General features: G+C 68.3%; 13 protein-coding genes and 1 pseudogene. 9 read left to right on the top strand and 5 right to left on the bottom strand.

All coding sequences use genetic code 11. The features are described 5' to 3' along the window. Positions 1-769: pseudogene (locus E2651_RS31655) on the bottom strand (Fe-S oxidoreductase); the annotation flags it as partial. Between the two features lie 377 nt (positions 770-1,146). On the opposite strand from E2651_RS31655, the gene dnaK reads away from it, so the two are divergent. The 4 genes from dnaK to E2651_RS31635 are packed head-to-tail and all read left to right on the top strand — an operon-like array spanning position 1,147 to position 5,415. Then, on the top strand, positions 1,147-3,018 hold the full coding sequence (gene dnaK, locus E2651_RS31650) for a molecular chaperone DnaK (protein WP_135334687.1): 1,872 nt from the start codon (positions 1,147-1,149) through the stop codon (positions 3,016-3,018). Beyond that, positions 3,018-3,722, top strand: a complete 705-nt coding sequence (gene grpE, locus E2651_RS31645; RefSeq protein WP_135334686.1) for a nucleotide exchange factor GrpE — start codon at positions 3,018-3,020, stop codon at positions 3,720-3,722. The genes dnaK and grpE overlap by 1 nt, the downstream gene beginning before the upstream one ends. Positions 3,723-3,761: 39 nt before the next feature. After that, positions 3,762-4,964: a molecular chaperone DnaJ gene (gene dnaJ, locus E2651_RS31640; protein ID WP_135334685.1), complete on the top strand. Its 1,203-nt coding sequence runs from the start codon at positions 3,762-3,764 to the stop codon at positions 4,962-4,964. Position 4,965: 1 nt separating this feature from the next. Beyond that, positions 4,966-5,415, top strand: coding sequence for a helix-turn-helix domain-containing protein (locus tag E2651_RS31635; protein WP_135334684.1), 450 nt, complete (start codon positions 4,966-4,968; stop codon positions 5,413-5,415). A 123-nt stretch (positions 5,416-5,538) separates the two neighbouring features. Here the strand turns inward: E2651_RS31635 and E2651_RS31630 are convergent, their stop codons facing one another. Further along, on the bottom strand, positions 5,539-6,516 hold the full coding sequence (locus E2651_RS31630; protein ID WP_135334683.1) for a helix-turn-helix transcriptional regulator: 978 nt from the start codon (positions 6,514-6,516) through the stop codon (positions 5,539-5,541). A gap of 41 nt (positions 6,517-6,557) precedes the next feature. After that, on the bottom strand, positions 6,558-7,541 hold the full coding sequence (locus E2651_RS31625) for a helix-turn-helix transcriptional regulator (protein WP_167828951.1): 984 nt from the start codon (positions 7,539-7,541) through the stop codon (positions 6,558-6,560). Positions 7,542-7,845: 304 nt separating this feature from the next. Here E2651_RS31625 and E2651_RS31620 point away from each other — a divergent pair, with 304 nt between their 5' ends. Then, entirely contained in the window at positions 7,846-8,244 is a 399-nt protein-coding gene (locus tag E2651_RS31620; protein ID WP_245239359.1) for a hypothetical protein, read from the top strand. Between the two features lie 108 nt (positions 8,245-8,352). Here E2651_RS31620 and E2651_RS31615 read toward each other — a convergent pair whose 3' ends face one another. Then, on the bottom strand, positions 8,353-8,766 hold the full coding sequence (locus tag E2651_RS31615; protein ID WP_135334682.1) for a pyridoxamine 5'-phosphate oxidase family protein: 414 nt from the start codon (positions 8,764-8,766) through the stop codon (positions 8,353-8,355). A 139-nt stretch (positions 8,767-8,905) separates the two neighbouring features. Here E2651_RS31615 and clpB point away from each other — a divergent pair, with 139 nt between their 5' ends. The 3 genes from clpB to E2651_RS31600 all read left to right on the top strand — a co-directional run bounded on the left by clpB (position 8,906) and on the right by E2651_RS31600 (position 13,118). After that, the gene (clpB, locus tag E2651_RS31610; RefSeq protein ID WP_135334681.1) at positions 8,906-11,542 is read left to right on the top strand and encodes an ATP-dependent chaperone ClpB; all 2,637 of its coding nucleotides are present in this window, start codon (positions 8,906-8,908) and stop codon (positions 11,540-11,542) included. Between the two features lie 93 nt (positions 11,543-11,635). Further along, positions 11,636-12,175 carry a YbjN domain-containing protein gene (locus E2651_RS31605; protein ID WP_135334680.1) on the top strand — a complete coding sequence of 180 codons (540 nt, stop codon included), beginning with the start codon at positions 11,636-11,638 and terminating at the stop codon, positions 12,173-12,175. A 217-nt stretch (positions 12,176-12,392) separates the two neighbouring features. Beyond that, the gene (locus tag E2651_RS31600; protein WP_135334679.1) at positions 12,393-13,118 is read left to right on the top strand and encodes a hypothetical protein; all 726 of its coding nucleotides are present in this window, start codon (positions 12,393-12,395) and stop codon (positions 13,116-13,118) included. A 148-nt stretch (positions 13,119-13,266) separates the two neighbouring features. Here E2651_RS31600 and E2651_RS31595 read toward each other — a convergent pair whose 3' ends face one another. Continuing rightward, complete coding sequence (locus E2651_RS31595) at positions 13,267-14,466, bottom strand: pyridoxal phosphate-dependent aminotransferase (RefSeq protein ID WP_135334678.1); 1,200 nt, start codon at positions 14,464-14,466, stop codon at positions 13,267-13,269. 179 nt (positions 14,467-14,645) lie between these two features. On the opposite strand from E2651_RS31595, the gene E2651_RS31590 reads away from it, so the two are divergent. After that, positions 14,646-14,891 (top strand): hypothetical protein, encoded by a 246-nt coding sequence (locus E2651_RS31590; RefSeq protein WP_209446297.1) that lies wholly within the window; start codon positions 14,646-14,648, stop codon positions 14,889-14,891. The last annotated feature ends 12 nt before the right edge of the window (positions 14,892-14,903 follow it).

The raw sequence follows: 14,903 nt of genomic DNA, 5'->3' as shown, positions 1-14,903 counted from the left end.
TGGCGCCGTTGGCCTCGCGCTTGAACCAGATGTTGGGGAAGGCCAGGAAGCGGTGCCAGGCCACGCCCATGTCGGTCTTCAGCGAGACCACGATCATCCAGATGAACGACGTCGCGATCTTCACCCCGGCGAAGAAATAGACGAGGTTCTGCAGGGTGGAGACGTCGAGGCCCTTGAATGCCGTGACCAGCGGGTACGAGATGAAGAACGAGGCCTCGTAGCTGTCGACGTGGTGCAGGGCGCCCTCGAGGGCGTGCAGCATGAAGATGCAGGTGCCGACGATGAGGATGACGGTCTCGACGAAGTACGCCTGGCCGGTCTTGGAGCCCGCGAAGCGGGACTTGCGGCCCGGCTTGTCGGGGCGGCTCAGCTGCCGGATCACGATCAGCGTCAGGATGCCGAGCACCGTCATCGTCCCGATGAACTCGACGAAGACGTTGTACGGAGCCCAGTTACCGATGATCGGCAGTACCCAGTCGGCCTGGAAGAGCTGGCCGGTGGCGTTGACGATCGTCAGGAGCAGTGTGTAGAAGCCGATCGCCACGAACCAGTGCGCGAAACCGACGATGCCCCACTGGTTCATGCGCGTGTGGCCGAGGAACTCCCTGGTCACGGTGATGGCGCGCTGGACGGGATGATCGGTCCTGGTGCCGGCGGGCACGGACTGACCGAGCCGCATGAACTGGAAGATCTGCAGCGTGGCACGGCCGAACAGCGCGAAGCCGACCGCGATTAGGACCAACGACACGATGATCGCGGCGAGTTGCATTTCGGGGCTCCTCGGGCCTGCGAGGCGAGACTTCGTAGCGGACTACGACTGATTACTAAGCGGTAACTTACGCAGTCCGACTGAGACTACCCACTTACTCCGCCGCACTGTAGCCAGCCCGGCGGTGATCTGCGTCGCTCAGGCAACCCTTGCCGCGTCGGCGCCGCCGAGGGGCGCCCCGAAGGGGCGCGGGGAACCGCGCGACCAGCCACGGTCGACCCGCAGCCGAGTACCTGGCCTCCAGCTGAACGGCGCGTAGTTGCGCGTAAGCACGGGATAAGAGTTGAGTGCCCTCGACTCAGCTCTGTTGACTCCAGCGAAGCGCTCATGCATCCTTGAGCCAGATCCACTCAAGTAGTACCTCTGGAGGAATCGAAATGGCACGTGCGGTCGGCATCGACCTGGGCACGACTAACTCTGTCGTCAGCGTTCTTGAAGGCGGCGAGCCCACCGTCATCACCAACGCCGAGGGCGCCAGGACCACGCCGTCCGTCGTCGCCTTCGCGAAGAACGGCGAGGTGCTGGTCGGCGAGGTCGCCAAGCGCCAGGCGGTCACCAACGTCGACAGGACCATCCGGTCGGTCAAGCGCCACATGGGCACCGACTGGAAGGTGGACATCGACGAGAAGGGCTTCAACCCCCAGCAGATCTCGGCGTTCATCCTGCAGAAGCTGAAGCGCGACGCGGAGGCGTACCTGGGCGAGAAGGTGGCCGACGCGGTCATCACCGTCCCGGCGTACTTCAACGACTCGGAGCGTCAGGCGACGAAGGAGGCCGGTGAGATCGCGGGCCTGAACGTCCTGCGCATCGTCAACGAGCCGACGGCCGCCGCCCTGGCGTACGGCCTCGACAAGGACGACCAGACGATCCTCGTCTTCGACCTCGGTGGCGGCACCTTCGACGTGTCCCTCCTGGAGATCGGCGACGGCGTCGTCGAGGTGAAGGCCACGAACGGCGACAACCACCTCGGTGGTGACGACTGGGACCAGCGCGTCGTCGACTACCTGGTCAAGCAGTTCAACAACGGCCACGGCGTGGACCTCTCCAAGGACAAGATGGCGCTCCAGCGCCTGCGCGAGGCGGCCGAGAAGGCCAAGATCGAGCTCTCGTCCTCGACCGAGACCACGATCAACCTGCCCTACATCACGGCCTCCGCCGAGGGCCCGCTGCACCTGGACGAGAAGCTCACGCGCGCCCAGTTCCAGCAGCTCACGTCCGACCTTCTGGAGCGCTGCAAGACGCCGTTCCACAACGTCATCAAGGACGCGGGCATCCAGCTCTCCGAGATCGACCACGTCGTTCTCGTCGGTGGCTCGACCCGTATGCCCGCCGTCGCGGAGCTCGTCAAGGAGCTGACCGGTGGCCAGGACGCCAACAAGGGCGTGAACCCGGACGAGGTCGTCGCCATCGGCGCCGCCCTGCAGGCCGGTGTCCTCAAGGGCGAGGTGAAGGATGTCCTCCTCCTCGACGTGACGCCGCTTTCCCTCGGTATTGAGACCAAGGGCGGCATCATGACCAAGCTCATCGAGCGGAACACGACGATCCCGACCAAGCGGTCCGAGATCTTCACCACCGCCGAGGACAACCAGCCGTCCGTCCAGATCCAGGTCTACCAGGGCGAGCGCGAGATCGCGGCGTACAACAAGAAGCTCGGGATGTTCGAGCTGACCGGTCTGCCGCCGGCCCCGCGTGGCGTCCCGCAGATCGAGGTCGCCTTCGACATCGACGCCAACGGCATCATGCACGTGACCGCGAAGGACCTGGGCACGGGCAAGGAGCAGAAGATGACCGTCACCGGCGGCTCCTCGCTGCCGAAGGACGAGGTCGACCGCATGCGCCAGGAGGCCGAGAAGTACGCGGACGAGGACCACGCCCGCCGCGAGGCCGCCGAGTCCCGCAACCAGGGCGAGCAGCTCGTCTACCAGACGGAGAAGTTCCTCGCGGACAACGCGGACAAGGTCCCCGGTGACGTGAAGACCGAGGTCGAGTCCGCCGTCGAAGAGCTGAAGGAAAAGCTCAAGGGCGAGGACGCGGCGGAGATCCGCACCTCCACCGAGAAGGTCGCCGCGGTCTCGCAGAAGCTCGGCCAGGCCATGTACGCGGACGCCCAGGCCGCTCAGGGTGCCGAGGGCGCTGCCCCCGGTGCCGAGGGCGCCGAGGCCCCGAACATGTCCAAGGAAGACGACGTCGTGGACGCCGAGATCGTCGACGACGAGAAGCCCGGTGACGCGAAGGGCGGCGCCGCCTGATGACTGAGGAGACCCCGGGCTTCGGCGAGAACGCCGAGAAGTCCGACGTCCCCTCCGGCGCCACCCCTGATGACGCGGCGCCGAAGGCCGCCGAGCCCTCCATCGCGGAGGGCCCGGCGTCCCCGGCCGGGGACGCAGCAAGCAAGACGTCCGCACAGGACGTGGGTCTGACCGCCCAGCTGGACCAGGTGCGCACCGCGCTCAACGAGCGCACGGCGGACCTCCAGCGGCTGCAGGCCGAGTATCAGAACTACCGCCGTCGGGTGGAGCGGGACAAGGTCACCGTCAAGGAGATCGCCGCGGCGAACCTCCTGGGTGAGCTGCTCCCGACCCTCGACGACGTCGGCCGCGCGCGTGAGCACGGCGAGCTGGTGGGCGGCTTCAAGTCGGTGGCGGAGTCTCTCGAGACGGTCGTCGCCAAGCTGGGCCTGCAGCAGTTCGGCAAGGAGGGCGAGCCCTTCGACCCGACGATCCACGAGGCCCTGATGCACTCGTACGCGCCGGACGTCACCGAGACGACCTGCGTGGCGATCCTGCAGCCGGGCTACCGCATCGGCGAGCGCACCATCCGCCCCGCGCGGGTGGCCGTCGCCGAGCCGCAGCCGGGCGCGCAGCCGGCCAAGGGTGACTCCGAGGCCGCTGCTTCCGCGGACTCCGCCGACGTGGCGGAGGACAAGGAGACCGGTGGCCCGGACGAGGGCTGACCTGACCGTGTTGGTGAAGCGAGAGGAGGGACGTCGGGGATGAGCACGAAGGACTTCATCGAGAAGGACTACTACAAGGTCCTCGGCGTCCCCAAGGACGCCACCGAGGCCGAGATCAAGAAGGCGTACCGGAAACTCGCCCGCGAGAATCACCCGGACGCCAACAAGGGCAACGCCAAGGCGGAGGAGCGCTTCAAGGAGATCTCCGAGGCGAACGACATCCTCGGGGACCCCAAGAAGCGCAAGGAGTACGACGAAGCGCGTGCTCTCTTCGGCAACGGCGGCTTCAGGGCCGGCCCCGGAGCGGGCGGCGGCGGCTCGTTCAACTTCGACCTGGGCGACCTCTTCGGAGGCGGCGCCCCGGGCGGCGGTGGAGCGGGCGGTGCCGGCGGCGGCTTCGGCGGCGGTCTCGGTGACGTCTTCGGGGGCCTGTTCAACCGGGGTGGTGCGGGTGCCGGGACCGGCACGCGTACGCAGCCCAGGCGCGGCCAGGACATCGAGTCCGAGGTCACGCTGAGCTTCACGGAGGCGGTGGACGGGGCCACGGTCCCGCTCCGGATGTCCTCCCAGGCGCCCTGCAAGGCCTGTTCCGGCACCGGCGACAAGAACGGCACGCCGCGCGTGTGCCCGACCTGCGTCGGCACGGGCCAGGTCTCGCGGGGCGGCGGCGGAGGTTTCTCCCTCACCGACCCCTGCGTGGACTGCAAGGGCCGCGGCCTGATCGCGGAGACCCCCTGCGAGGTCTGCAAGGGCTCGGGCAGGGCGAAGTCATCGCGCACGATGCAGGTGCGCATCCCGGCGGGCGTCAGCGACGGCCAGCGCATCCGCTTGCGCGGCAAGGGCGGTCCCGGTGAACGGGGCGGTCCTGGCGGCGACTTGTACGTCGTGGTCCACGTGGACGCCCACCCGGTCTTCGGCCGCAAGGGCGACAACCTCACGGTGACGGTTCCGGTGACGTATCCGGAGGCGGCACTGGGCGGCGAGGTCAAGGTCCCGACCTTGGGCGGGCCCCCGGTGACGCTCAAGCTGCCACCTGGGACGCCCAACGGCCGTACGATGCGGGCGCGCGGAAAGGGCGCGGTCCGCAAGGACGGCTCGCGAGGCGACCTGCTGGTGACGGTGGAGGTGTCCGTACCGACGTCGTTGAGCGATGGTGCGAAGGAAGCCCTGGAGTCCTACCGCAAGGCGACTGCGGACGACGATCCGCGGGCAGAACTGTTCCAGGCCGCGAAGGGAGCATGAGATGGACGGCCGCCGTCGAAATCCTTACCAGTTGACCGATGAGACGCCGGTGTACGTCATCTCGGTGGCGGCACAGCTGAGCGGTCTTCACCCGCAGACGCTGCGCCAGTACGACCGTCTCGGCCTGGTCTCGCCCGACCGCACGGCGGGCCGGGGCCGGCGCTACTCCGCCCGCGACATCGAACTGCTGCGCACCGTCCAGCAGTTGTCGCAGGAGGAGGGCATCAACCTCGCCGGCATCAAGCGCATCATCGAGCTGGAGAACCAGGTGGCGGCCCTTCAGTCCCGCGTCGCGGAGCTCTCCGCGGCCGTGGAGGGAGCCGCCGTCGCCATGCAGCAACGTGAAGCGGCGGTGCACGCCTCGTACCGTCGCGATCTCGTCCCCTACCAGGACGTGCAGCAGGCGAGCGCGCTGGTGGTGTGGCGCCCGAAGCGGTCGCCTGAGCAGTAGTTTCGCTGTGCGGTTTCGCTGTGCGGTTTCTCTGCGCAGTTTCTTTGTGCCGTAGCTTGATGGGGCCGGGAGGTGGGAACCTCCCGGCCCCATCGTGCGTTGCGGTGATCGACCAAAACATGGTCAGCGATTCCGGTCGAGGATTCCGGACCGGCCGATGAGGTAGCCGAGTTGGGCCCGGCTCTCGCTGCCGAGGGTCGCGGCGAGTTTGGCGATGTGCACGCGGACCGTGCGGACGTTCATGGCCAGGCGCGTGGCGATTTCGGTGTCCGTCTGGCCCTCGATCAGGAGCCCGGCTATGGCGCGTTGGCGGGCGGTGACGCCGTTGTCCGAGAGCTGTGGGGCGGCCTGGGGGAACATGGGGGTGGCCAGGCGCCACAGGCGGTCGAAGGTGGTGGCGAGGTAGTCGACCAGGGCGGGGTGGCGCAGCTCCAGGGCCATGTCGCGGTCCTTGCTCGCCGGTATGAAGGCCACGGTCCGGTCGAAGACGAAGAGGCGGTCGGTGACTTCGTCCAGGGTGCGCACTTCCACGTCCCCGTCCAGCTGTTCGTAGTGGGCGAGTACGGGCAGGGCGTGGCGCGTCGTGTGCTGGTAGAGGGTGCGGATCCGGGCGCCGCGGGAGAGGAGCCGCTGCTCGTGGGGCCGGGTCTGGGCCAGCGACCAGGCGGGCCGTGTCCCGCCGGGCTGGACGATGAGGACTTCCTCGGCGGCGTCGGATCTCGCCTGGTCGATGGCCGCGTTGATCCGGGGGAAGCCGAGCAGCACGGTGATCGTCGGTTGCGTGGTGGCCGGTTCGGCGGTCTGCGCGGAGGCCAGCGCCATGAGCGGCTCGAACATCGCGGCCAGCTGCTCCTCGCGCCGGCGTTGGTGCGCGATGCCGTCTTCGATGGTGCGGAGCAGCCGGGGGAGGACGACGGCGGGTGCAGTGGGCTTGAGCCACTCCATGGCGTCGATGTCGGGGTGCAGGAGGCCGAAGTCGATGAGGCAGGGCGCCGGTTCGGCCTCCTCGCTTCGGATACGGCCCTCGCTCAGCGCGCGGGCGTACAGGGCCGAGCCCGCCTCACACAGTTCGTCGGGTCCGTGCGCATGGAGCTCGTTCACCACGTTCGGCTCGCTCTCTGACCGCGTTCAGTGATCCTTGCTCAGTGATCCTTGTCCAGGATCCCGGACTGGGCGATCAGAAAACCGAGTTGAGCGCGGCTGCCGCTGCCCAGGGCGGCGGCGATCTTAGCGATGTGGGCGCGGCAGGTGCGGACGTTCATGCCCAGACGGCGGGCGATCGCCTCGTCCACGTGACCTTCGATGAGGAGTTTGGCGATCGTGCGTTGAACGCCGGTGATTCCGTCGGTGGGCGGCGCGTACGGCACTTCTTCGACCAGCGGGGTCGCCCGGCTCCAGAGCTGCTCGAAAACCTTGGCCAGGTACTCGATGAGGCCCGGGTGCCGGAGCTCCAGGGCCGCCTCGCAGTCGGTGTGAGCGGGAATCAGGGCGACGCTGCGATCGAAGATCATCAGCCGGTCGACCAGTTCCTCCAGGGTTCGTACTTCGACGTTCCCCTGGGCCATGCGCGCCGCGTAGGCCAGCGTTCCCTGGCTGTGCCTGACGGTGTGCTGGTAGAGCGTACGCATGGTGATGCCGCGGTCGATGACGGTCTGACCACGCTTCATCGCCAGGTTGAGCACGTTCTCGCTGCGGCCGCCGCCCGGCTGGATCGTGAGTATCTCGGATCGGCACTCCGCTGTGGCGCGTTCGATGACGGCGCCGATGCGGGCGTCCCCCTCCAGCACGGTGAACCCCTGAGTGGTGGGTTCCATGTGGGAGGTGATGGCCATAAACGGCTCGAAGATGTCGGTCAGTTCGACGGCGACTCTTCGGCGTTCCTGTATTTCGCGCTCGATGGGGTGCAGCCGCTGGGCGAGCGCGGCGGACGGCGGGACCGGCCGCAGCCAGTCGGCGTCGTCGGGGTCCGGGTGCACGAGCCCGGATTCCGCCAGACAGGGAACCTTCTCGGCCTCCGCGCGTGTGATGCGGCCCGTACGCAGAGCGCTGGCGTAGAGCTTCGATCCCTCAACGCAAAGTGGAGTTGAGGGGTGAGGATGTGTCGGTATTGCGCTTGTTGTCAGCAAATCTCCACCCCCCAGGGTCCTGAACGTGCAGGAACATGATGCATCCACCCTGTGGCTTTGACGTGCTGAATTGAGACATCGTCTTGTTGAGCCGGGGGAGAGGAATCTACCAAGTGAGGACGAAGCCGACCATGTTTAAGCGCATGCTTCGCTCGGTGCTTGTCACCACCTTCTCCGCAGGGCTGGTCATGGGCACGGTGAGTACCTGTGATCTTGTTTGGGGGACCAAGCCCGAGAAGGCAACTTCCGTTTCGGCCCTGCCTGGAGACTTGGTCTGGGGAGTGGCGCCGGCGGGAGGCACCGCATGAGCACCCCTCCCGACGACCGCACCTTCCGCCGAGAAATGGCCACCGCCTACCGATCCGGCTGGCACTTCATCGATCTCGCCACCGCGATACCCCACGCAGGCGACTCGCTGATGGTCACTCTCCTCGGCGAACCCATCGTCGTCACCCGGGACGAGGAAGAGGAGATCCGGGCCTACCGGTGTCTCCGGCGGCCGCGCGGTGCGCCGCAGCCCGTGCGGTGTGCCATTCGGTACGGGATGGTCTTCGTCAATCTCGACCGGCGTGACCATCAGCTGGTCGGCGAGCAGGACCAGGAGCAGCAGCCGGGCCGGCAGAAGAGTCAGCAGGGTTCCACCACTCGTTCCACCAGCTCCACCACTACAAGAGCCATTACAGCCACCCCCCGCAGCGCCTGACGCGATCCCCCGTCGTTGCACATCGCGCAGGTGCTTCCCCCAGCAGCGGCGCCACCGTGGACCTGAACACGGTGGCGCCGCTGTGGTGTGTCCGGACTCCGCGAGGCGTTACGCCTTGCCCATCGCCCGCGTCAGGCTGATCTCGATCAGTACGCGGTCCGGGTTCGGCCGGGGAACCCGCCCGTACCGCTCCTCGTAGCGCACCATCGCCTCGGCTACCGCCGCCTCCTCCGTGCGTATGGACGCCACCCCCTCCAGCGTCGCCCAGCGCCGCCGCTCCACCTGGCAGACCGCGACGCGCGCGCCGGGGCCGTCCACGCCCGTCGCCGCGAGGATGTTCGCGACCTTCGTACTCGACTTGTTCGCGAGGACGCGGGCGACCCCTGCCTCCGGGTCGTACGTCACGCCGACCGGGACCACGTGCGGGGTGCCGTCCGGGCGGGGAGTCGTCAGGGTGCAGAGGTGCCGTTCCCGCCAGAAGCTGAGGTACGGGGCGGTGGGGTTGCGGGGATCTATGGCCATGGAAGGGAACCTAGCCGCCGATCTCCCTTGAGTGGAACCGACTCAACTTTATGTACACTGTGGAAGTCAGGAAAGTCAGGGCAGCACGCCGAGGCGGTACGCGGGGCCCGAGGCAGTACGCAAGGAGGAGAGGAAGCACGTGGACGCCGAGCTGACGAACCGGAGCCGGGACGCGATCAACGCGGCCACCAGCCGGGCCGTGACCGGGGGGAACCCGGACCTGACCCCCGCGCACCTGCTGCTCGCGCTGCTCGAGGGGCAAGGCCGACAAGCAAACGAGAACATCGCCGACCTGCTCGCCGCCGTCGAGGCCGACCAGGCCGCCGTCCGCGGCGACACCGAGCGCGCGCTCGGCGCGCTGCCCAGCGTCACCGGCTCGACGGTCGCGCCGCCGCAGCCCAACCGCGAGCTCCTCGCCGTCATCGCCGATGCCGCGAAGCGGGCGAAGGAGCTGGGCGATGATTACCTTTCCACCGAGCACCTGCTGATCGGCATCGCCGCCAAGGGCGGCACCGCAGGCGAGGTCCTGAGCAAGCACGGGGCCACCGCGAAGAAGCTGCTCGACGCGTTCGAGAAGGCAAGGGGAGGGCGCCGGGTGACGACACCCGACCCGGAGGGTCAGTACAAGGCCCTGGAGAAGTTCGGCACCGATTTCACCGCGGCCGCCAGAGAAGGAAAGCTTGATCCCGTCATCGGGCGGGACCAGGAGATCCGGCGCGTCGTGCAGGTGCTCTCCCGGCGGACCAAGAACAACCCCGTCCTCATCGGTGAGCCCGGCGTCGGCAAGACCGCCGTCGTCGAGGGGCTCGCCCAGCGGATCGTGAAGGGGGACGTGCCCGAGTCGCTCAAGAACAAGCGGCTCGTCTCCCTCGATCTCGGTGCCATGGTCGCCGGGGCGAAGTACCGCGGTGAGTTCGAGGAGCGGCTCAAGACCGTCCTCTCCGAGATCAAGGAGAGCGACGGGCAGATCATTACGTTCATCGACGAGCTGCACACCGTCGTGGGCGCCGGCGCCGGTGGGGACTCCGCCATGGACGCCGGGAACATGCTCAAGCCCATGCTCGCCCGCGGTGAGCTGCGGATGGTCGGTGCGACCACCCTCGACGAGTACCGCGAGCGCATCGAGAAGGACCCCGCCCTGGAGCGGCGCTTCCAGCAGGTGCTCGTCGCCGAGCCGTCCGTGGAGGACTCGATCGCGATCCTGCGCGGGCTCAAGGGGCGGTACGAAGCCCATCACAAGGTCCAGATCGCCGACAGCGCGCTCGTCGCCGCCGCCACGCTCTCCGATCGGTACATCACCTCCCGGTTCCTGCCCGACAAGGCCATCGACCTTGTCGATGAGGCCGCCTCCCGGCTGCGGATGGAGATCGACTCCTCGCCCGTCGAGATCGATGAACTCCAGCGCGCCGTCGACCGGCTGAAGATGGAGGAGCTCGCCCTCAGCAAGGAGACCGACCCCGCCAGCAAGCAGCGCCTGGAGAAGCTGCGGCGCGATCTCGCCGACAAGGAGGAGGAGCTGCGTGGGCTCAACGCCCGCTGGGAGAAGGAGAAGCAGTCCCTCAACCGCGTCGGTGAGCTGAAGGAGAAGCTCGACGAGCTGCGCGGCCAGGCCGAACGCGCCCAGCGCGACGGCGACTTCGACACCGCGAGCAAGCTGCTCTACGGCGAGATCCCGACCCTGGAGCGCGACCTGGAGGTCGCCTCCGAGGCCGAGGAAGAGGCCGTCCAGGCCAAGGACACCATGGTCAAGGAGGAGGTCGGGCCCGACGACATCGCCGATGTGGTGGGCTCCTGGACCGGCATCCCCGCCGGGCGGCTCCTCGAGGGCGAGACGCAGAAGCTGCTGCGCATGGAGGACGAGCTCGGCAAGCGGCTCATCGGGCAGACCGAGGCCGTGCGGGCCGTGTCGGACGCCGTGCGGCGCACGCGGGCCGGGATCGCCGACCCCGACCGGCCCACCGGATCGTTCCTCTTCCTCGGGCCGACCGGCGTCGGCAAGACCGAACTGGCCAAGGCGCTCGCCGACTTCCTCTTCGACGACGAGCGGGCCATGGTCCGCATCGACATGAGCGAGTACGGCGAGAAGCACAGCGTCGCGCGGCTCGTCGGTGCTCCGCCCGGGTACGTCGGGTACGAGGAGGGCGGTCAGCTGACCGAGGCGGTCCGCCGCCGGCCCTACAGCGTCGTACTCCTCGACGAGGTCGAGAAGGCGCACCCGGAGGTCTTCGACGTCCTGCTCCAGGTGCTCGACGACGGGCGGCTCACCGACGGGCAGGGGCGGACGGTCGACTTCCGCAACACCATCCTGATCCTCACGTCCAACCTCGGCAGCCAGTATCTGGTCGAGCCCCTCACGTCCGAGGAGGAGAAGAAGCAGCAGGTTCTGGAAATCGTCAGGGCCTCTTTCAAGCCGGAGTTCCTCAACCGGCTCGACGATCTCGTCGTCTTCTCCGCACTCGGCAAGGACGAGCTCGCGCACATCGCCGAGCTGCAGGTCGGCCGGCTCGCCAAGCGGCTCGCCGAGCGGCGGCTCACGCTGGACGTCACCCCCGAGGCCCTTGCCTGGCTGGCCGACGAGGGCAACGATCCGGCCTACGGCGCCCGCCCGCTGCGGCGTCTCATCCAGACGTCCATCGGCGACCGGCTCGCGAAGGAGATCCTCGCGGGCGAGGTCAAGGACGGCGACACGGTCCGCGTGGACACCTTCGGGGACGGTCTGATCGTCGGTCCGGCGGCACCGGATCCAGCCGCGGCGTCCACCGGAAAGACGCTGTAAGCGGACAGAACCCGGACACATGCGGGGCGGGGGTTGCGGGCCCCCGCCCGACATGGGGGAGGATGGCGGAATCCGTACGAAGGGACTAAGCACGTGAGCATCGACCCGTCCTCGATTCCGAATTTCGGGGGACAGCCCGAACCGCAGCAGGGCGATGGACCGGCGGGCCCCGTTGTCCCCGACCAGGACCTGGTCAAGCAGCTCCTGGACCAGATGGAGCTCAAGCACGTCGTCGACGAAGAGGGTGACCTCGCGGCGCCGTGGGAGGAGTTCCGTACGTACTTCATGTTCCGCGGCGAAGGGGACCAGCAGGTCTTCTCGGTGCGGACGTTCTACGACCGCGCGCACGGCATCGACGAGAAGCCCCAGCTTCTCGAGACGATCGACGACTGGAACCGCCGCACGCTGTGGCCGAAGGTCTACACCCACACCCACGACGACGGCACCGTCCGCCTCATCGGCGAGGCGCAGATGCTGATCGGCACCGGCGTCGCGCTCGAGCACTTCGTCTCGTCGACCGTCAGCTGGGTGCGGGCCGCGATCGAGTTCGACCGCTGGCTGGTCGAGCAGCTCGGCCTCGAGGCCGACGCCGACTCCGATGGCGACGAGAAGCCGGGTGACGACGAGGCCTGAGGCTTCACGCACGTACGCGAGAGCCCGGCCGGGCCGTCCACCACCAGGTGGGCGCTCCGGCCGGGCTCTGCTCTTTCCGCACCTGCGGGTTTCGGGTGGGGTCCCGTTCGGGCACTGCCCACAAGGGCAGTGCCCGAAGATCCCATACTCAACTGGCAGTCAGGTTCCTACAGTTGATGGCGCAGGGCCAGTCAACAGGAACTCCGAAGGGGTCTTCGTGAAGCACGCTGCTCGTCGAACTGCCACCATCCTCGTCGCCGCCGCAGCGGCAGCGGCGGTTGCCGCGCCGAGCGCCGGGGCGATGGAAGCCACGCTGAAGCTGTCCGACACGACGCAGGCTGCTTCCGCTCAGGCCCCGGCCAAGGGCAAGCTGACGGTCGGCAAGTACGTGTCGTACCTCAAGAAGCAGCGCATGACCAAGACGCTGAAGGCGTTCCAGGCGCTGCCGAAGAACAAGCAGGCCGACTTCGTCAAGCAGCTGCAGGACCGTCGCGTGCTGAAGGCGTTCGCCGGCGTTCAGGCGAGCAAGACGAAGTCCCACGTCAAGCAGACCGTCCGCTACAACAAGGCCGTGTCCTTCGTGAAGGAGACCACGGTGAAGCGGGGCGTCAAGGCCCGCGGCTGGAACACGAAGATGACCAGCAACTTCACCGAGCGGATCTACAACATCCCGGTCACCTCGACGACGACGTTCATCAAGTACCAGGCGAAGAAGAACCCGACCGTCAAGGACGTCGGCGCCAAGGTGACGAACGTCAACGCCGCGTTCGGTATCCGAGTCGCCGACACGGAGCCCGACACCCGGGGACAGAAGGTGAAGCTCACCGCCGCGGTCGTCGCGACCCCGAAGTACCGCAGCGCGGGCAAGGCGGCTCTGGTCAAGGACCACTCGGTGACCGGCACGGCGAAGGCCGCGTTCACGTCCCGCCTGGCCAACCGCTAAAAGGTTTGCCCCGGCGCGGTTCATCCCCTGTTCGCCGGCGCCGGGGGCTTGTGGCCGCCTGACCGTGGGGGACATGCGGCACACATACGGCAAGGGCCCGCACCGATCTTTCATCGGTGCGGGCCCTTGCCGTGCTGCTGCGGCGGGTTTACAGCTGCCCGAGCCGCGCCACCGCCTCGCGCAGTACCGTCTCGCGCTTGCAGAAGGCGAAGCGGACCTGGCCGCGGCCGGCCTTCGGATCGTCGTAGAAGACCGCGTTCGGGATGGCGACCACGCCGATCCGCTCCGGGAGCGAGCGGCAGAAGGCGAAGCCGTCGGACTCGCCGAGGGGGCTGATGTCCGTGGTGATGAAGTACGTGCCCGCCGGTCGGTAGACCTCGAAGCCCGCGGCCGTCAGGCCCGCGCCGAGCAGGTCCCGCTTGGCGCGCATGTCCTCGCGGAAGGCGGAGAAGTACGTGTCGGGCAGGGCCAGCGCCTCGGCGATCGCGTACTGGAACGGGCCCGACGAGACGTACGTCAGGAACTGCTTGGCCGAGCGGACCGCCGTCACGAGCTCCGGCGTCGCCGTCACCCAGCCGACCTTCCAGCCCGTGAACGAGAACGTCTTGCCCGCCGAGCCGATCGTCACCGTGCGCTCGCGCATGCCGGGGAAGGAGGCGAGCGGGATGTGCGCCGTGCCGTCGCCGTCGTCGAAGACGAGGTGTTCGTAGACCTCGTCCGTGATGACGAGGAGATCGCGCTCGACGGCGAGCGCCGCGATCTGGGTCAGCTCGTCGCGGGTGAGGACCGTGCCGGTCGGGTTGTGCGGGGTGTTGAGGAGCAGCAGGCGGGTGCGTGGCGTGATCGCGTCGCGCAGCTCGTCCAGGTCAAGACGGAAGCGGCCGGCCGCCGAGTCCGGGTGCAGGGTCACGGGTACGCGCTTGCCGCCCGCGAGCGCGATCGACGCCGCGTACGAGTCGTAGTACGGCTCCAGGGCGATCACCTCGTCGCCCGGTTCCACCAGGGCCAGCAGCGACGCCGCGATCGCCTCAGTGGCGCCCGCCGTGACCAGGACCTCGCGGTCGGGGTCGTAGGAGAGGGCGTACCGGCGTTCCTGGTGGGCGGCGATCGCGGTGCGCAGCTCGGGGATGCCGGGGCCCGGCGGGTACTGGTTGCCGCGGCCGTCGCGCAGCGCGCGGACGGCGGCCTCGCGGATCTCCTCGGGACCGTCCGTGTCGGGGAAGCCCTGGCCGAGGTTGATCGCGCCCGTTTTCACCGCGAGCGCGGACATCTCGGCGAAAATCGTCGTGCCGAACTCGGCGAGGCGGCGGTTGAGCAGCGGGCGGCCGTTCCCTGAAGTGGAGGTCATGGCCGCCATCCTGCGCTGAACCTCTGGACTTCCTCAACTCTGCTTTGGGTCGGCTTGGGCCGGGGCATTCCCCATTCACGCGAGAACGACAAGCAAGAACAGCACATGAGAACGGCACGCGAGAACGCAATAAAGAACGCGGACCCACGGGGGGACTGCTTCGGGGGAACGGAAAGGGCGTGAAGGTCATGGTCTTCGTCTTCGTATTTGTCGCGGTGGTTCTGGTCGTCGTCGCACTGGCGGCGGCGGCCGGCGGTCGACGGGGCGGCCGGGGCGGCGGTTACCGCTCGGGGGCGTCCGGCTCGGCGTCCGGCTCGGCGTCCGGCGGCGGCTGGTGGGCCGGCGGCGGCGACAGCGGTGGTGGAAGCTCCTGCGGTGGTGGGTCCTCTTGCGGTGGTGGGTCCTCCTGCGGCGGCGATTCCTAGTGCGGCGGGGGC

This window comes from Streptomyces sp. MZ04 (assembly GCF_004684775.1).
Taxonomy (GTDB): domain Bacteria; phylum Actinomycetota; class Actinomycetes; order Streptomycetales; family Streptomycetaceae; genus Streptomyces.
The sequence above is the reverse complement of the archived record's forward strand: the minus strand, read 5'-3'. Positions and strand labels throughout refer to the sequence as shown.